Origin of the sequence: Arthrobacter sp. Leaf69, from assembly GCF_001422645.1 — a bacterium.
GTDB lineage: Bacteria > Actinomycetota > Actinomycetes > Actinomycetales > Micrococcaceae > Arthrobacter.
Genome location: NZ_LMLR01000013.1, coordinates 391,907 through 409,756 on the forward strand (window position 1 = coordinate 391,907; position 17,850 = coordinate 409,756).

At 64.8% G+C, this 17,850-nt stretch carries 16 protein-coding genes and 1 pseudogene; 7 read left to right on the forward strand and 10 right to left on the reverse strand.

The window, feature by feature from the left end; translation table 11 throughout:
• The first annotated feature begins 2 nt into the window (after positions 1–2).
• The 4 genes from ASE96_RS14675 to ASE96_RS14690 are packed head-to-tail and all read left to right on the forward strand — an operon-like array spanning position 3 to position 5,881.
• On the forward strand, positions 3–2,615 hold the full coding sequence (locus tag ASE96_RS14675) for a non-ribosomal peptide synthetase (RefSeq protein WP_056431911.1): 2,613 nt from the start codon (positions 3–5) through the stop codon (positions 2,613–2,615).
• Complete coding sequence (locus ASE96_RS14680) at positions 2,615–3,622, forward strand: TauD/TfdA family dioxygenase (RefSeq protein ID WP_056431914.1); 1,008 nt, start codon at positions 2,615–2,617, stop codon at positions 3,620–3,622. Before ASE96_RS14675 ends, ASE96_RS14680 begins: the two co-directional genes overlap by 1 nt.
• The gene (gene sbnB / locus ASE96_RS14685) at positions 3,619–4,686 is read left to right on the forward strand and encodes a 2,3-diaminopropionate biosynthesis protein SbnB (protein WP_056431917.1); all 1,068 of its coding nucleotides are present in this window, start codon (positions 3,619–3,621) and stop codon (positions 4,684–4,686) included. The genes ASE96_RS14680 and sbnB overlap by 4 nt, the downstream gene beginning before the upstream one ends.
• A gap of 52 nt (positions 4,687–4,738) precedes the next feature.
• Entirely contained in the window at positions 4,739–5,881 is a 1,143-nt protein-coding gene (locus ASE96_RS14690) for a LuxE/PaaK family acyltransferase (protein WP_056431920.1), read from the forward strand.
• Positions 5,882–6,802: 921 nt separating this feature from the next.
• On the opposite strand, the gene ASE96_RS14700 is transcribed toward ASE96_RS14690, so the two are convergent.
• The 4 genes and pseudogenes from ASE96_RS14700 to ASE96_RS14715 all read right to left on the reverse strand — a co-directional run bounded on the left by ASE96_RS14700 (position 6,803) and on the right by ASE96_RS14715 (position 9,646).
• A complete protein-coding gene (locus tag ASE96_RS14700) occupies positions 6,803–7,246 on the reverse strand; it encodes a hypothetical protein (RefSeq protein ID WP_082492781.1) in 444 nt (147 codons plus the stop codon).
• A 168-nt stretch (positions 7,247–7,414) separates the two neighbouring features.
• Positions 7,415–7,561, reverse strand: a pseudogene (locus tag ASE96_RS14705) (ATP-binding protein); the annotation flags it as partial.
• A gap of 755 nt (positions 7,562–8,316) precedes the next feature.
• Positions 8,317–8,736, reverse strand: coding sequence for a VOC family protein (locus ASE96_RS14710; RefSeq protein WP_235500263.1), 420 nt, complete (start codon positions 8,734–8,736; stop codon positions 8,317–8,319).
• A gap of 94 nt (positions 8,737–8,830) precedes the next feature.
• Positions 8,831–9,646 carry a hypothetical protein gene (locus tag ASE96_RS14715; RefSeq protein ID WP_056431932.1) on the reverse strand — a complete coding sequence of 272 codons (816 nt, stop codon included), beginning with the start codon at positions 9,644–9,646 and terminating at the stop codon, positions 8,831–8,833.
• A 63-nt stretch (positions 9,647–9,709) separates the two neighbouring features.
• On the opposite strand from ASE96_RS14715, the gene ASE96_RS14720 reads away from it, so the two are divergent.
• A complete protein-coding gene (locus tag ASE96_RS14720) occupies positions 9,710–10,741 on the forward strand; it encodes an NADPH:quinone reductase (protein ID WP_056431935.1) in 1,032 nt (343 codons plus the stop codon).
• A gap of 318 nt (positions 10,742–11,059) precedes the next feature.
• On the opposite strand, the gene ASE96_RS14725 is transcribed toward ASE96_RS14720, so the two are convergent.
• Genes ASE96_RS14725 through ASE96_RS14735 form a run of 3 tightly spaced genes read right to left on the reverse strand, consistent with a single transcriptional unit; the run spans position 11,060 to position 13,098 of the window.
• On the reverse strand, positions 11,060–11,827 hold the full coding sequence (locus ASE96_RS14725; protein ID WP_056431938.1) for an SCO1664 family protein: 768 nt from the start codon (positions 11,825–11,827) through the stop codon (positions 11,060–11,062).
• Positions 11,827–12,381 (reverse strand): DUF3090 domain-containing protein, encoded by a 555-nt coding sequence (locus ASE96_RS14730; protein ID WP_056431941.1) that lies wholly within the window; start codon positions 12,379–12,381, stop codon positions 11,827–11,829. Before ASE96_RS14730 ends, ASE96_RS14725 begins: the two co-directional genes overlap by 1 nt.
• Before the next feature lie 24 nt (positions 12,382–12,405).
• On the reverse strand, positions 12,406–13,098 hold the full coding sequence (locus tag ASE96_RS14735) for a histidine phosphatase family protein (protein WP_056431944.1): 693 nt from the start codon (positions 13,096–13,098) through the stop codon (positions 12,406–12,408).
• Between the two features lie 365 nt (positions 13,099–13,463).
• On the opposite strand from ASE96_RS14735, the gene ASE96_RS14740 reads away from it, so the two are divergent.
• Together ASE96_RS14740 and ASE96_RS14745 are read left to right on the forward strand one after the other, a co-directional pair.
• Entirely contained in the window at positions 13,464–14,195 is a 732-nt protein-coding gene (locus ASE96_RS14740; protein ID WP_156367621.1) for a lytic transglycosylase domain-containing protein, read from the forward strand.
• Between the two features lie 137 nt (positions 14,196–14,332).
• Complete coding sequence (locus ASE96_RS14745) at positions 14,333–14,992, forward strand: dihydrofolate reductase family protein (RefSeq protein ID WP_056431951.1); 660 nt, start codon at positions 14,333–14,335, stop codon at positions 14,990–14,992.
• 39 nt (positions 14,993–15,031) lie between these two features.
• Here the strand turns inward: ASE96_RS14745 and ASE96_RS14750 are convergent, their stop codons facing one another.
• The 3 genes from ASE96_RS14750 to ASE96_RS19620 form a co-directional block, all read right to left on the reverse strand.
• Positions 15,032–15,487: a nucleoside deaminase gene (locus ASE96_RS14750; RefSeq protein ID WP_056431954.1), complete on the reverse strand. Its 456-nt coding sequence runs from the start codon at positions 15,485–15,487 to the stop codon at positions 15,032–15,034.
• Between the two features lie 159 nt (positions 15,488–15,646).
• Positions 15,647–17,158 (reverse strand): CYTH and CHAD domain-containing protein, encoded by a 1,512-nt coding sequence (locus tag ASE96_RS14755; protein WP_082492767.1) that lies wholly within the window; start codon positions 17,156–17,158, stop codon positions 15,647–15,649.
• A gap of 246 nt (positions 17,159–17,404) precedes the next feature.
• On the reverse strand, positions 17,405–17,677 hold the full coding sequence (locus ASE96_RS19620; protein WP_056431957.1) for a hypothetical protein: 273 nt from the start codon (positions 17,675–17,677) through the stop codon (positions 17,405–17,407).
• Positions 17,678–17,850: the final 173 nt, after the last annotated feature.

Sequence of the window (17,850 nt, forward strand, 5' to 3'; positions counted from 1 at the left end):
TCATGACCACCACCTCTGCGTTGACCTGCCGCACCGCCGGCGGCTCGTCGGGCCCGGGCAAAGACCGAACCGCGCCCGCGGGTGCCGCGCTGACGGCGATTCCCAGGTGGACGCAAGAGCGCCAGCCGGGTCAGGGCCGGATCGAAGTGGCTGTGCCACAGGACCTGTGCGAGGCCGTGCGGACGCTGGCCCAGAGCCTGCAGGTGGCTCCCGGCTCGATCTGGCTGGCGGCACACTCGAGAGTGCTCCATGCGTTGTCCGGCGAAACAGAGGTCACGACCGGTTGCAAGGACGCGTTCGGGACTTGGCAGTGCACCCTGGATCTGGTGCACCGGTCCTGGCGAGCCCTCGTCTCCGATGCGAACGGCCGCCAAATCCGGGCCCGTACGGAGCAGTCCACCCCCGGGCAGGCTAGTCACGAGCCGGCCGCCCCGGGCTACGAAGTGGTGTTCGGCGGTCTTCGGGACGACGATTTCGAGCTGCCGGAGGGCATCGTGCTTGATATTTCGGTCGGACACGCGGCCATCGGCGAGGTGCTTCGCCTGAAGTACCGCGGGGATGTTCTCGACGCAGATGCCGCCCGCCGCATCGCCGGCTACTACCTCGCCGCGCTCCGTGGCGTGGTAGCGGACCCGGGGGCGGATCCCTTGGACACCGACCTAGTCGGCCAGGAGGAGCGGCGCTTCCAGCTTGAGCAGCTCGCCGGGCCCGAGCGGCCCCGGCCCCAGCGGCGCTTCCACGAGCTGTTCGAGGAGCGTGTCCGGCAGCGTCCCGAACGAATCGCGGCCGTTCAGGACGCGCGGGAGTGGACGTACGCGGAGCTAAACGCCCGCGCCAACCGTATAGCCCGTGGTCTGCTCTCGCGCGGGCTGCGCGCGGAGGACATCGTGGCAGTCGTCGCCGAACGGGATCTGGAGTGGATGGCCGCTGTGATCGGCATCCTCAAAGCCGGAGGCGCATATCTGCCGATCGAGCCGCACTTCCCGGCCGACCGAATCGCCAGAACGCTCACGCGGGCCGGGGCCCGGGTGGTGCTCACCGAAGGCGGCAGCACCACCACCCTCGATGAGGCACTGGAAGGAATGCCTGCAGTGACGAAGCTCTTGTTCGAGGACATCGAGGCCGAGGGGCATCCCGCCGACGACCTCGGCATGGAGATTCGTCCCGATCAGCTCGCTTACGTCTATTTCACCTCCGGGTCCACTGGCGAGCCGAAAGGCGCGATGTGCGAGCACGACGGCATGGTGAACCACCTGTACGCCAAGATCGAGGACCTGGGGATCCGCTCCGGGGACGTCGTCGCCCAGACCGCACCCCAGTGCTTCGACATCTCGCTGTGGCAACTGGTCTCGGCGCTGCTCGTCGGCGGCCGCACGCTCATCGTCGGGCAGGACCGGATCCTCGACGTCGAGCGGTTCATCGACACGGTGGAACGGGGCGCGGTGGCGGTCTTCCAAGTCGTTCCGTCGTATCTGGACGCCGTGGTGGCGTACCTGGGCGGCAGGCCTCGCGCCTTGCCGCACCTCCGCTGCGTCTCGGCCACAGGGGAGGCTCTAAAGCGCGAGCTGGTCCGCCGCTGGTTCGACGTGATGCCGGACGTCAAGCTGGTCAACGCCTACGGGCTGACGGAAACCTCTGACGACACGAACCACGAAGTGTTGAGTGCAGTGCCCCCGGGCGGCTCCGTGCCACTTGGCCCGCCAATCCCGAACGTCCGGATCCACATCCTCGACGAGCGGCAGCGCCTTGTGCCGCTTGGAGCACCGGGCGAGATAGCCTTCTCCGGAGTGTGCGTGGGCCGCGGCTACATCAACGACCCGGAGCGCACCGCGCAGGCCTACTCCACCGATCCCTACGTGGACGGCGCGCGACTCTATCGGGCCGGCGACTACGGCCGTTGGTCCCCGGACGGCAAGCTGGAGTACCTGGGGCGGCGGGACAACCAAGTCAAGATCTCCGGGTTCCGCATCGAGATCGGCGACATCGAAAACGCGCTGCTGCGGGTTCCCGCCGTCCGCGACGGCGCCGTCGTCGTCGGTGAGGGCGCCGGGCAGTCCAAGTTCCTGGTGGCGTTCTACTCCGGCAACGGGCCGCTCGAGGTCGACGAAATCCGCAGCGAGATGGCTGCCCGGGTACCGGGCTACATGGTTCCTTCGACGTACAGGTGGCAGGAGAGCCTGCCCCTGACCGGCAACGGGAAGATCGACCGGAAGGCTTTGACCCGCATGGCGCGCGAGGTCATTCCCGAGGCCGGCACTGCCACGGACGCCCTCTCGGCGGCCGAGCAGCGGCTTGCGGAAGCATGGGCGACGGTGCTCGGCCTGCCGATGGGCCGGATCGGCGCGCAGGACTCGTTCTTTGCACTGGGCGGGACCTCGCTGTCCGCGGTGAAGCTCGCGGTACTGCTCAAGCGCGCAGTGTCGATCAAGGACATCATGCAGACGCCCATCCTGGCAGACCTGGCGACCCTGCTCGAAGCCTCGTCCCCCGCGGACACAGCCGTTCCGCCGGACCCGCGGACGGCGGGAGCCGTCGCGGAGCCCGACTCCATTGCCCCGGCAGGAGGACCGGTTGGCCTCTCCCACCCGCTACCCATGAAACGAAAGGACCTCTGATGTCGTCTCCTACACCCAGGATCCAGTTCGACGTGGAACGCCAAGCCGGCCGGGTGCCGCTGCTCATCGTCGAGAACGGCCACGACCCCGTGCTGTGGGCCGAAGAGAACCGAGAGGCGCTGCGTGCGGCGGTGGATGAGCACGGCGCCGTCCTGGTCCGCGGTCTGGGCCTCCGTGATCCAGCCGAAGTGGCCGATACCTTCCAACGGCTGGTTTCAGGCGGCCTCATGCCGGACCGGGAGGCTTTCGCCGCCAGGCAGCCCTACTTGGACGGCGTGTACTCATCCCTGGCATGGCCCGCGAACCAGCCGATGTGCATGCACCACGAGCTCAGCTACGCGCTCGAGTTCCCCGGCCTGATGCTCTTCGCCTGCCTTCAGGCACCCAGTGTCGGTGGGGTGACCGGTGTGGCTGACGCCAGTGTCGTGCTCGATGCCCTGCCGCCGGACATCGTCCGTCGGTTCGAAAGCCAGGGGTGGCTGCTCGCCCGCAGCTACAACGGGGACATCGGTGCCTCCTATGAGGAGGCGTTCGGGGTCTCAGACCGCGCGGATGTCGAGAGCTACTGCCGGGCGCACGTGATCGAGCTCGAGTGGCAGCCCGATGGGGAGCTGCGCACCCGGCAACGGCGCCCTGCCGTGGTTCGGCACCCGGCGACCGGCCAACGTTGTTGGTTCAACCAGGTTGCGTTCCTGAGCGAATGGACGACCGCACCCGAGGTGCGGGAATACCTGGTGGACGTCTACGGTCCTGATGGGCTGCCGTTTAACACCCGCTTCGGCAACGGAGAGCCGATCGGTGAGGAAATCGTTGCCCTCCTGAACGAGGTCTATGAGGCCCATACCCTCCGCACCCCCTGGGAGACGGGGGACCTCATGCTGGTCGACAACATCCGCATGGCGCATAGCCGCGAGGCCTATGAGGGGCCTCGGGAGATTCTTGTGGGCATGGCCGAGCCGCGCAACATTTTCGATCTCGACAACCACAACCAGGACGGTGCACGATGACAGAGCTTGCCAGTTCCCCTGCCGCAGCGGCCGCAGAGCCGAAGACGGTTCCGCCCTTCGCGGTCATCTCAGGGGCCCAGGTGCAGCAGGTGCTCCAGGGACGGGAAAAGGAGGTCATCGAGCTGGTCGAGCAGACCTACCGCGTGCATGCAGCCGGAGATTCGGTGAACCCCCCGTCTTACTTCCTGCGGTTCCCGGACCGGCCTACTTCGCGCATCATCGCCCTGCCGGCCTCGGTCGGCGGACAAGTAGAGGTTGACGGCATCAAATGGGTCTCCAGCTTCCCGGACAATGTGGCATCGGGAATTCCGCGCGCCTCTGCGGTGTTGATCCTCAACGACCAGGCAACCGGGTACCCCTTGGCTTGCATGGAGGGCTCCATCATCAGCGCCTCCAGGACCGCTGCATCTGCCGCCGCTGCTGCCGACTGGCTCAGCCGGGGACGCGGGCGTCCCCGGCGCATAGGGTTCTTGGGCGTTGGCCTCATTGCCCGCTACATCCACACCTTCCTGAAGGCCGCCGACTGGTCCTTCGACGAGATCGGGGTGTTCGACCTCTCAGGTGAGAGTGAGGAGGGCTTCAAGGGCTATCTCGAGCGCAGCGGTACAGGTGCCCGGGTGACCGTGCACGACGGCCCCGAGCAGCTGATCAGAAGCAGCGACCTCGTCGTGTTCGCCACGGTGGCCGGCCAGCCGCACGTGCACGATACGAAGTGGTTCGCGCACAATCCGCTGGTGCTGCACGTGTCCCTGCGCGATCTGGCCCCTGAGATCCTGCTGGCGTCCACCAACATCCTCGACGACGTCGACCACTGCCTGAAAGCCGGGACGTCGGCCCACCTCGCGGAGCAGAAGGTCGGCAACAGGGACTTCGTGGACGGCACCTTGGCCGACGTCATGGAAGGCAGGGTCTCGCTGACGGACGACCGCCCTATTGTGTTCTCGCCGTTCGGACTGGGCGTGCTCGACCTGGCAGTCGGCAAGTACGTCTACGACGAACTTGCCGGCAGTGGCCAGCTCCGGGTGGTCGAGGATTTCTTTTCCGAATTGCGTCGGTACGGCTGACCCTGCGGCGCAAACCGCATTCATCGATTCGCACTCACCGAGGGGTGACGCAATGCTCTCCCTACCGCAGATGCTGGGGAATGTGTCCAAGGCCTACGTCCAGTCCCCTGAGGACTGGGCCCGGTCGGTCACCGACGTCCTGCGGGACGCCGCGATCTACCATCAGGCCGCAAACGGCTTCTACCGCGCCCAGTGTGACGCTCTGGGAGTCGACCCCGCCACGATCAAGGACATCAACGACCTGCAATCCCTGCCACTGTTGCCGGTCGGCATGTTCAAGCGTCCCGACGCCAAGGTGCTGCTTACTTGCTCCCTGGCCGACGTCGAGACCGAAACCCGCTCCAGCGGAACCCGCGGTGTCCCTTCCGTCGTCCCCCGCAACAGCGAGACAATGACCCTGGCGCTGGTCGCCCTGCTCGGCACCTACCGGGCGTTCTTCAGCCTGTCCGGGGGCGCGGGACTTTTCTTGAACCCGTCGGACCCGGAAGCCTCGGAGATGGGACTGCTCAAGGACTTAAACATCCTAAACAGCGTCTTCGACCACCACGCATATCTCGTTGCCGACCAGGCTTTCGACGCCGGGGAGGCCCTGGAGCACCTGCGCCGATGGGAGGGACATATGACACGCCACATCGTCAGTCCGCCGTTCCTCATCGGTCGGCTCCTCCAGTTCCTTGAGCGGGAGAATATCAGTGTGCGCTTGGACCCGTTCAGCATGATCATCACTCTCGGGGGCTGGAAGCGGCACACAGCCGAGGCCATCCCTAATGAGAGTTTTCGGGAACGGTGCCACGACTTGCTCGGCGTGCGTACGGTGAACGTGCGCGACATGTACGGGATGATCGAGTCGAACATGCTCGCTGTCGAATGCCACCTGCATCGCAAGCACGTTCCGCCATGGTGCTACATCTCCATCCGGGACCCTGGCCAAAGCGCCAAGGAGATCGCCCCGGGGGAGACCGGCACCATCGCCGTACTGGACGCCCTCAGCACCAGCTACCCCGGTTTCCTCCTCACCGACGACATGGGCGACGTCGAGACCGGCACCTGCGGGTGCGGCAGAACCGGCCAGGTCATCAACTTCCGCCGCCGGGGGCAGGGCGGCGGGCTTGGCCACTGCCCAGTCAGCACCGAGCGCTACCTCGGTTCGGGCACTACCGCGAACGATGAGACGCCGGCGCTTGTGAAGGCCTAACTTATGAACCGCAATCGGGGCGGTTCCGCCTATTCGCGATGGCGAAACCAAAGCAGAAGACAACGTGGGCATGTCAACCTATTTCAGGACCACTGAGACGGCCTGCTTCAGGACCAGTAAAGACAGCCACGGGAAACTCACCCCGAAATAATGACGTCCCCGACATCCGTCGCTGGGCGTAGCATGAGGGTCTCGCGAAGGAGGCCTTTTTGGGGCAAGAGTGGTTCGTTCCCGAATGGGGTTTACCACTCCTAGGACTCCTTGGGGTGTGCCTATTAGTACTCATTGTGCTGAGCCCGATAGCTGTAGTCCGCAACCAGCGCTCTCGGACAGCCGCTGCAGCCAAGGGAATCCGTATTGAAGGCGTGAAGGCGACCAAGTCCCTAAAAGTGGGCATTGGATCGGAGGCCCTGCGCCAAGAGATTCATGCAATCGTGCATAGCCAGAAGAGATATTCTCGAGCTGAGGAAGTCCCCGGAGGAGTAGATGTCTACGTCCGAGGCAATATTTGGACTTGGGGTGAGGTCATCGAAGTTAGATTCTCCGAGACAAGCGAAGGCACTGACGTCTACACCGCTTGCCGCCCCCGGCTTGCAACGACCCTCGCCGACTATGGGCAGAGCGGCAGTGACTTGAGCCTGTTTATCGAGCTCCTGCAGCAAAGGACGGACTCCGGCCAGCGGGGCCACGGCAACTAGGTAGGTCCGTCGTCAGCCGAGCCTTCCCAAGGCTCAACACTGGCACGGCGGCCACCACACCCGCGAGAAAGCTGAGGGCATACAGCGTTCTCGCGTGTTGACCAGGGCCGCCGTCTAGCCCACGGTTTGGTGGGCGATGGTGCGGGCGAGGCCGCAGGAGTCTGTGCCGGTTTCAATGGCGGCGCCGTTGGAGGTCAGCCTGTCCACGGCCACGGCGCTAACCCTATTTCGAGTTGAGGGTGTAACCGAAGTCTTTAAGAATGTAAATTTTCCCATCGAGGTCAACGCGGGTGTAGCTCGGATGTGGAGCTTTCAGTCCGTTATACGCCCATCCAAAAACCAGAAGGGCTTCTGCTGCGACATTCATCCAGTGCCGCTTTTCGGTTTCATTATCGAAGGTGCGGTTGACCAGGTCTTGAGTATTTCTGTGCGCCTTGGGCGCACTACCAAAGGTTAAGAACCTAAATACGAAGTAGGGCAGCCCTGATTCAGGGTCCACGCCTTCCGCACGCACCGTGGTAAAGGGAATACTTCCTTCGGAGTGCACGAGTTTGAAAACTTCCGTGAAATAGGGGCCGCCCGCGACTAGCCACTTCAGGTAGACGTCGGTGGCCCTATCGATGACACGGTGTTCGTGGCCGTCTTTGGTCGCTTCGACTTCAAACATGTGTGAATCTCCCCCAGCTAGCGAAGTGCCAGCTATTTGAACGCCCGGCCAGAGAGTCGGCGCCAGGCTCATCATTACAGGTCGATCTGATTCCTGTCATTATTCAAGCTGCTCGAATCTCGGCACACCACCGCTAAGGACTTGACGGAGGTGAAGGTTCCTCGCCCGTCACGTGGGGTGTTGCTTGGTGTGGGCGAGGCGGTAGGAGTCTGTGCCGGTTTCGATGATCGCGCCGTTGAACGTGAGTCGGTCCACGATCGCTGCGCACAGGCGCGGGTCGGTGAAGGTCTTCGTCCAGCCCGAGAACGACTCGTTGGGGGTCGGCGTCTGAAGGGACGCTGCCCGGTCATGCAGCGGTCCGACAAACACATCATGAATGGTTTGAAGGGAGGTGACGTGGTGATGGAGGGACTAGAGGCTGAGCATGCGGTGCTGCGTGCCCGAGACTCGGTAACGGGCGCGGGCAGGACCCGGTTGCAGCCGCGGTTGTACTTCTCCAGCAAGATCAAGTTTTTCAGGGCAAAAGAAGCGCCGCACCCTGTCGATGCGGCGTTCGGCAGTTTGGGGGAGGCCTCTGGTGGGGAGAATTGGGGGTGTGGACAGTGTCCACACTTTGGGTGTCGGACTGGGCTGTGCTGTTGCCGGATTGGGTCGGATTGGCGATGTTTGCGGGGGAGTGACGGAAATTCAAGGGCTGGAACCCGGTTCGAGTCCCACCTCGGGCACGCGTTTTCCCTGTTCAGGGGCCTTATGGGGCCCTATGGCCCTGTGGACACTGTCCACACCCGGTGTGGGGGACGTCCGAACCGCTCCGCCGGAGCCCCGTTCAGTTATGGCTGGCCGTTCGTGTGTCCGGTGCTTCCTTTCTCGTGGGCTGGGCGATGTTCAGACCAACCCGCGCGGAAGAGTTTCGCTGCACACAGGCATCAGGCGCATAGCCTTCCCAAATGACGACAGATGGGGCTCTACGGGCCGTTCCAATCAGGCAGACCTGGTGGCAACTACGGCGCTCCGATCCAATCACATAGGGCGAGTTGCCACGGCGGCTGTCAGCGTACCCAGCCAGGACTTCACGCAGCACCCGAACCGTATGGACGCGTGATCGCTTCGAGGAAATGCCCGTCAGGATCCACGAAGTAGACGCCACGTCCGCCGTCGTTGTGGTTGATCTGCTGCGGGCGAGACCGTCCCGGGTCTGCCCAGTAGGGGATGCCCTGGGACTGAATCCTTGCGAAGATTCCGTCAAAGTCCTCCTCGCTGACCAGGAAGGCGTAGTGCTGCGGGGAGATGGGCCCGACTGCCGTGGCGAAATCGAGGGCCACTCCGTGGTCGAGGGGCACGGTCATGAAAGACCACATGGCTTGGGGTTTCGGCAGTCCGAGCACGTTGGCCAGGAACTCCGCCGAATGGCGCTTGTCCGTTGAGTAGACGATGGTGTGGTTGAACGTGACCGTCATGGTGACCTCCTCGGGTGTTTGGTCTGCGACCATTTGTGGCCAGCGCCCTTCAGATTTCAAGAGCAGCCGCTAGGTCCTTGGAACCTTCATGGGTCGGCATCAGGGAATTAGGGCTATCAGGGGCTGATCAGGCCTTGGCGATCGGCAACACCAGCATGTAGCCAGCCGGAATGTCGCTGCTCCAGCGTCGCGGCTCGCGTACGACGAACTGCGTCGCCAACTGTTCGGGGGTGAGCAGGGCGTCGGGCGCGGGGGACGGCCCCCACTGGTCATCGCCGTACGGGTAGAGCGGATCCTGGACGCGGATGCCAGTGACCGGGAACTCCGGGAACTCGTCGGGATCGCCGCGTGACTCGAAGCCGCTCATCACCCATACGTGGCGGCCGCGCCACATGACCAGCCCGACCGGCCGATCCGTGTCGGCAATGGCGCGCGCCGCCGTCTGCAGCGCCTCCTCATAATCGGCGACGCTCACGACGGCGTACGGCCCCATCCCGACCTCGTTCAGCACCTCCGCCCAACCCAAGGGGTTGGCACCGTTGAACGAGTTGAACGACCGTGCACGCGCCATCTCCCACAGCTCCCCCTGCTGGACGCGATCTGTCCACGTGCCGGCCCCGGTGTCGTCGATGAGGTTGTGCATCATCTGGATGCTCGCCGCTACACACCACTCAAAGGTGTACTGCGGCACGAAGTCCCCCTCCTGGTAGAGGTTGAGGGCGAACGCCTGGGGCGCCGGGGGCGGCGTGGGAACCGGCGTCGGGGTGGGGGACGTGGGCCGGAGAGGAGCGGGGACGTCATCGCGTGCGGCCGGCGGGGCCGAGGAGGTCCGGATCGGTTGATCGACGGTGGCCTCATCGAGTCTGTTCGTTGGCGCGCAGGCCGAGAGGAAGGTCGCTAGGATGACGAACCAGGCCAAAATACGGAGCAGGGCACCGATCATGATCGGTCCAGTTTATCTCGACACGGCGGGAATTTTCGGTCCAGGACGGCGTTAGGTCTGAGTATGAAAGCAATCGTGTACCGTGCCACGGGTGATGCGTCTGTTCTCGAACTCGTCGACCGCGAGACCCGCGACCCTGGGCGTGGGGAGGTGCGCGTGCGGATCGTGGTCTCTGCGGTGAACCCCACCGACTGGAAGTCGCGCCGCGGCGCCAGACCGGGCGAGCCCTTGCCCTTCGCGGAGGTCGTGCCGAACCAAGACGGCGCCGGAGTGGTGGACGCCGTCGGGCCGGGCGTCGAGCATCTCCACGTCGGTGACAGGGTCTGGGTGGCCTTGGCCGCCTACCAGCGCTCCGACGGCGGGACAGCCCAGGAGTTCGCCGTCCTGCCGGCCGAGCGGGTCTTTCCGCTGCCGGAGAATGCCGGGTTCGATCTCGGCGCAAGCCTGGGCGTTCCCGCGATCACCGCCCACAGGGCCCTGACCATCGCCGAGGACGGCCCGCGGCGGCTGCGCCCGGGAGCCTTGGACGGCAAGGTAGTTCTCGTTGCTGGAGGGGCCGGCGCCGTGGGCCATGCGGCGATCCAGCTCGCCAAGTGGGCCGGCGCTGTTGTGATCACGACCGTGAGTGGACCGGCGAAGGCTGCGCTGGTCACGGCCGCCGGCGCTGATCACGTCATCAATTACCGGGAAAGCCACGCGGCCGCGGAGATCCGTCGGATCGCTCCCGAGGGCGTCGACCAGATCGTGGAGGTGGCGCCCGCGCAGAACGCGGAACTCGACCTGGCTGTAATCCGCAACCGCGGCTCCATCGCGGTCTACGCCAACAACGGCGGCGATCAGGTGACCCTGGACGTGCGCAGGCACTTCAGCCTCAACGTCCGCTACCAGTTTGTGTTGCTCTACACCGTTGGCATGGCGGCGGTGCACGACGCCGCCAAGGACATCAATGCGGCCATCGCCGACGGTGCCATTCCGGTCGGAGAAGCTGCAGGCCTGCCGCTGCATCGCTTTGAACTGGCTAACACGGCTGCGGCCCACGCGGCGGTGGAAGAGAGCATCATCGGTAAGGTGCTGATCGATGTGTCAGCGAGCTAGCCGATAACGCCTCGGAGCCTCGCGGGGGCAATCACGCCGGACAGCCGCGGCGCTGAGCCGGCCGAGCAGTCCGGTCTGCGGACCGGTAGGTGTGACGCGGACGGTCGACCTGACCGACGGTCGGGTGTGGTCCTGGGGAGCACCACTGGGAGGGAAATTCATCGTGACTGAGGGCGATTAGCAGGAACTGGTGGGCTTTGCTGCCATGGCCTTCCCGCCAACTAACCCGCTGCCGCAGCCATCACTGTGCGATCGCGGCGGTCGTTCGTGGATACGAGGGCGTAGCACATGAGGAGTCCGGTCCTAGCCGTAATTCCCTTAAAACAGCGGCCAGGGCACCGCCGGCATCTCACCGCTCGGAGCCGGAAACCGCCCTGCCAAGCGCAACCGGGCGCAGCGCGCGGCGAGCGATGCGATTTCTTCGGCGCTGAGCAAGTCCGCCAGGTTTCGGCCCAGCCCACCGTGCAGTCCTTCGCTGACACGATCGATGCCGTCGCGTTCCTCGGCGGTCAGAGCGTCTCCCAGCCATCCCCACAGCACCGTGCGAAGCTTGTGGTCCCGGTGAAAGGTGAGCCCATGGTCCACGCCGTGCCGGTGTCCGTCCGTCATGGCAAGAATGTGGTCGCCTTTGCGGTCGGCGTTGTTGACGATGATGTCGAACACCGCCATGCGTCTGAGCGCTGGCGAGTCTTCGTGAACGAGGGCCACCATCCGTCCGTTCTCATCTCGTCCCTCGAGAACCTGTTTCCAGCCCGTCTCCGGCACCTGGTTCGTCGCGACCAGGTTCACGGCGCTTTGGGCGGGGTCTTGCTCCTGCCAGAGCTGCACCATTCCTTCGCCCATCGGACCATCGCGCAGCCAGGTCTGCGGCACGACGTCCCAGCCGAAGACCTGCGAGACCAGGTAGGCGGCCACCTCCCGGTGAGCCAGGGTGCCGTGGGGAAAATCCCACAGCGGACTTTCGCCTGCTATCGGCTTATAGACGACCACCATGTCGCCGATGCTACCCAGAAATGTAGCGTTTGAAGCCGTCGTGATGCGGCCGGTGAGCGTCAGCTCTGCGGTCACTAGGTCCGGCGCTGGCATCAGACCTCGGGAAGGGTGCAAATGTGCCCGTCGGCGTCTATGGGGTAACCGCAGAGCGGGCACGTCGGACGCCCGGCGCCCACGACCTCACGGGTGCGCTTGGCGAATGCGCGGGCGGTGCCGACCGGCATTCGCACCAGCAGCACTTCGGGCTCGTTGGCGCCGTCCTCATCGAGTGATTCGTCGTTGTCATCAGCATCGACATCGGTGATGGGGTAGGCCTCTATTACTACTTGGGCCGTGGTTGGGTCCCAACCCAAGCTCATGGCGCCGGTGCGAAACTGCTCCTGAACGGCGTCGAGCTGGTCATTGTCGACAAGTTCAATGGGAGTACTCGTGGGAACGCTGAAGGGGTTGCCCTCGACGGTGATGAGCTGGTCGAGAATTTCGTCGATCTTCTCCGCGAGCTGAGCCGACTGCTGCTTCTCCATGGCAATACTCACGATCTGCGTACCTGCGCGCACCTGCAGATAGAACGTGCGCGCCCCCGGAAGGCCAATGGTGCCAACGACGACCCGATCAGGCCAGGCAAACTCATGAACACGTGTAGGCATGTCAGTATTCTAGGCACATGAGGTTCATGGCGCCGTTTGCCCTGCACCGCCGCCCACCGGCGCATCGCCAGAGTGGATGCCGTTCGACAGCCACGACAGATCACCCGCGTCGGTGTTGGTCGCGTAGACGCTCGGCCGACTAGCGCCGTAGCGCACGATCGATACGGAGGCGGGGCCCACGTTAATGCGCTGGAACAGGTCAAGGTGCATGCCGAGCGCGTCGGCGAGGATTGACTTGATGATGTCACCGTGACTCACCGCCACCCATACGGCCCCTGGCCCGTACTCGGCTTCGAAGGCTGCATCGTGGCGTCGAATCGCTGCCACCGACCGAGCCTGCATCGCGGCCATGGATTCTCCGCCGGGAAAGACGACGGCGGACGGTTGCGACTGCACAACCGGCCACAAATCCTCGGTCGCGAGATCACTGAGCGTGCGGCCCTGCCACTGGCCGTAATCGCACTCGGTGAGATCGAGATCGACCGGCGCGTACGGCGTGCCAGCCTGGCGATCGAGGATGAGTTGGGCGGTCTGTTGACACCGCTCAAGAGGGCTCGACACCACCCCGACTACGGGCACGGCCGCGAGCCGGTCTCCGGTCAGAGCCGCCTGGTCGCGCCCGATCTGGTCCAGGCTGACGCCGACGGCCCGACCGGCCAGAAGTCCAGTGGCATTGGCTGTGGTGCGGCCGTGCCGCACGAGAATAACTGTCGCCATCCACCCAGCCTAACCACCCGCTCGATGGCGGTGTGAACCGTACCGGGTCGCGCGTCGAGCAGGCAGGTAAGGCACTGGCGTAATCCTTCAAGCACGCCGACGCGCTCAACGCCGCCCAGACGGACTCGGCACGCATCGACCAGCTCATGGCCGACGCAGCAAAACCGGAAGAACCGGCACAGCCAGTGTGACCGTTACATGCGCGCGTTCATTTGAATGTTCCCGAGGACGTGGGATAGGGAGTTTCGGGCGTCCACGTCGCAGAGGGGGGCACCAGTGCTGCGAGAAGGGTCCACAAAGGGGTGTGTGCATTGTCCGCGGAGCTTGGATGGTTTGATTAGTCCGTGCTCCGTCTAAAACGCCGTATGGTCTTCAGCCTGTTCGCGGTTTCGCTCATCGCCGTCTTCTCGTTCTGGGCAGTGCGGCTGCCCGGCGCAGACGCCCGCGGGGCCCTTTCTGCACCCCCGCGAGCGGGGGTGCAACTTGAAATGTTGTCCGCCGGGATCACCACCGCCGTGAACGTAACCCCGAGCCCGGATGCCCAGTGGCTCATCCGGGCTGCCGCGCAGACCGGGATCCCTGCCCGCGCGCTCAGGGCCTACGTTGCAGCGGCAGCCACGGCCAACGATTCCGCTCCGATGTGCGGGATCGGTTGGAACACCGTGGCAGCCGTTGGCTCCGTCGAATCAGCGCACGGAACCTACGGCGGCGGCAGTCTCAACGCCGCAGGTCAGGCGAGCGGCCCCATTGTTGGCCCGAGTCTCGATGGCAACGGTTTCGCCGCCATCGCGGACACGGACGCGGGTGTCCTGGACGGCGATGCCAGCTGGGACCACGCCGTCGGACCCATGCAGTTCATTCCCTCCACCTGGCAGCTCGTAGGGCAGGACGGGAACGAGGACGGAACAGCGGACCCGTTCAATATCGACGACGCCGCCCTCAGCGCGGCGACCTACCTGTGCGCAAACGGCCGTGACCTCTCAACCGCCCAAGGATGGACCGACGCCATCTACTCCTACAACCAGTCCGATCCCTACATTCGCCAGGTGCGGACCCAAGCCACCGCCTACGCCGCGAAGACGGGCACCGCCGAATGAGTCCACGGGCTCAAGGCCCCATGGCGGTGAATGCAAGGGGACACGCATCGCGGCTTGATTCTCCCATCGTCGGTCTTGAGCTGTCGGGTTCGATCACCATAAAGTGACTGCAAACGACAAGCACTTCAGGAGATGACATGTCCCTCGTCCGCGTGCATAACTTCTCGGTCTCCCTCGACGGCTTCGGCACCGGCGAGGGCCAGCAACTCGACGCGCCGTTCGGTCACGCCGGCTCACGGCTAATGGAGTGGGCATTCGAGACGCGCACCTTCCGCGAGATGGGCTTCCACGGGGAGTCGGAGGGATCCTTCGGCGTCGACGAGGCGTTCGCCAGCCAATGGGGGCCCGGGATCGGTGCGGAGATCATGGGACGCAACAAGTTTGGCCCTCAACGCGGTCCGTGGGAGAACGACGAATGGAAGGGATGGTGGGGCGATAACCCTGTCTTCCACACCCCTGTCGTTGTTCTGACACACCATCCCCGGCCCGTACTCGCGATGGAAGGCGGAACAACTTTCCATTTCGTTGACGCCGACCCCGTCTCCGCGCTCACGCAGGCCCGCGCCCTGGCCGGAGACCTCGACGTCCGGATCGGTGGCGGCGTCAGCACGGTTCGTCAGTTCCTCGAGGCCGATCTGATCGACCACATGCACGTCGTCCTCGTGCCGATCGTCCTGGGCCGGGGCGAACGGCTCTGGGACGGACTCGAAGGACTCGAACAACGCTTTGACATCGAAGCGACCCCTTCTCCATCCGGAGTTCTCCATCTGGTCTTCACTCGTCGCACGGCCCGGTAGACCGACTTGAGGGCGGGTCCTCGCCCCGGTCAACTGAGACTACTCGGCGATGTCCTCCGCCCACAGCTCAGGGTGTTCCTCCTGGAAGGTGCGCATCATCTCGACGCATCGGGCATCATTCAACACCACCACTTCGACGCCGCGTGAGCGGAGAAGTTCGAATTCGCCGGGGAATGTCTCGGCCTCGCCCACCACTACGCGCGGAATCTTGAATTGGATGATGGTCCCGGTACACATCGCACACGGCGCCAGGGTGGTGTACAGGGTTGTGTCCCGGTAGCTCTTCTGGCGACCGGCGGCCCGCAGCGCAGACATCTCGCCGTGGGCGATTGGATCGCCATGCTGGACGCGCTGGTTGTGGCCGCTGGCAATGACGACCCCGCCGCGGGCCAACGCAGCACCGATGGGGATGCCGCCCTCTCGAAGGCTCTTTTGTGCGGCTTCGAAGGCAGCTTCGAAGACCTGGTCTGTGATGGTTCGTTCAGTTTGGGACATGGGTGCAGTCTAAATCGAGTGCCACTCGATGGCCTGGGCCACGCCGTCAGCGATCCGGTGGAGGGATGCAGCGCTGCTTGAGGGGAGACCGCGCAAGGTGCTCACACGGCCCACGGCCGTGAATGCCAGGGGCACGGGGGATCCCGGTCCCGCTCGGCGCTATGCCTTCAGCGAGATGGCGGGGAATTTCTTCCATTCGCGGTGGAAGCGGGTCTCTGCCTCGAGTGCGGCGGATTGTTCCAGCGCGTGCAGCCGTCCGTAGCTGAACCCGTTCTCGCCCAGGATGAAGGCCTCGGCGCCGAGTCGACGCAGCAGCTCGCGGGTAACGACGCTGTCCTGATGGTCTCCCAGGACTTTCTGGACGCCGTGGGCTGCATTGGCCAGTCGTGCGGCCTTCTTGGGGTTGACGGGGGCAGCGGCTTCTGCTGCGTACCGCAGGCGTTTCCCGTCCTTGCGGGCCTCGTGGAGGGCCGGGTGGTCACTGGTACCGGCAGGATGCCGCCTGGCCCCCCGGGCCGCAGTGCGCAGCCGTTTGATGTCACGCTGGATCAGCCGGGGGATGACTTTGACCGCCGGTTTCGAGGCCAGCGGCGCGAACGGCGGGTCAGCGATCATGGCCTCCAGGGCGTCGAGCAGCCGGAAGTAGCGTTGTCCGTCCAATGCTTCCAATGCCTTGGCGTGGGCTTCCTGGTAGGCGCCGCCGAGTTCAAGATCGACCCGGCGGGCGACCGGTCCCATGACCAGCTCTCCGGGTTCTTCGGCGACCATGTCCTTCAGGCGCGCATGCATGACCTCCGCGTCGCGGGCCTGACCGAGCACACCGGCGAGCCATTTCAGTTCATTCCGCAGGAAACCCACCGACTCGGCGTCGTCCAGCAGTTTCCGGTACGTCGCCAGCGCGGAACGCATGCGTCTGGTGGCCACCCTCATCTTGTGCACCGCGTCGTGGGCGTCCTGCCGCACGCGGGGGTCCTGATCCTTCAGGTCCTGCACCTGTTGCCGGAGGTAAGCGAGGATGACCTCTCCAGCCGGTCCCTTGCGCTTCGGCGCCCGCTCCGTGGGGTTAGGATCCAGGTTTAGGGCCCGTGCCAGCTTGGACTGGTAGGCGGAGGGCCGGACGCCGGCTACGGCAAGCCGGTCCTGCACGGACTCGAGCAGGGCCGGGGGACCGGCGACGAGTTCAATCTCCCACTCCCGCCACTGCCGGGTACCCCGTTGGTGGATCAGTACCTCAGCCTGCACCCGGTCATCACTGAACTCCGCGAGAACGGCGTCCGTCGTGTCCCTGAGCCGGTACACGACGCGCCTCGTTTTCAGCCGGGCCACCGGTACCAGCGCCCGGTCTCTGGTGTGCACACGGACCAGCCCGCGGAGGGTTTCCGGGATGCTGTCGGCCTGTTCTCCGAGCGGTTCGCGGAATTCCGTCCGTTCGTCCGGTCCGGCGGGCAACTTCAGGTGCCACCCGGCGTCCTCTCCGCCGGTTCTGCGGCGCAGGGTGATCCGCGCGGACGCCAGGCGCAAGTCCTCGGTGTCGAAGTATTCGGCCTCCAGCCGGTGTTCCACGGGCCGATCAACCCGGGCAACGCCGGGCAGGTCCCGGGGCGAAGGGAGAATGGCCTCCTCCTCGACATCAAACTTCCGTTCGATTTCAACTGCGCGTGTTGCGGACATAGCGAAATTCTACGACCCGCGCTCCCGCACGGGCATGACGGAACGAAAGAGAACGACGGCGGGAGAGTCCCCGCCGTCGTCATTTTGGCTCATGAGGTCGGCTATTGCCGCGATGCCCGGGCCATGTTGCCGTTACCGATGATGGTGAGGTTGCTCATTAGGTGGTGACGACGAGTTTGCCGCGGGCGCGGCTTTCCTGCGTGTCGGTGTGTGCCACGACGATGTCTCGCCGTGGCCGTTGCAGCATCAGCCGGGTTGTTTGTAGGGTGCCCATTCGTCCAGCACCTCGACCAGCGTCGCCGCAGACTGGTCGATCCGGTCAACAGCGCTGGCGCAGAGGTCGCTCCCGGCATCCTGACAGAGGCTTGCTGCGTTCGACTCGCTTAGCGGTGTGAGGGCATTGAGGGTCTCAGTGACCAGGACCGCGAGTTCTGGGGGCGGGGATCCAAGAGCGAGGAGCGCGGTGATGTCATCCTCGGCTGAAGCCGCAGCCTTTTGGGCATTCTTGATGCACTCCATGGATTGTATGTAGTTGTCCGGCGTACGTCCTTCGGCGGCCTTGTTGCATGCGTCAATGTTTGCCTCATAAGCTCGCCAGGTTTGCTCGTCTTGGCCAATGATGCTGGCGAACTGATCGGCGGAGCCCGCCGGAGCCGAACGCTGGGGTGGCGGTGTTGGTTTGCGTGTCTGCC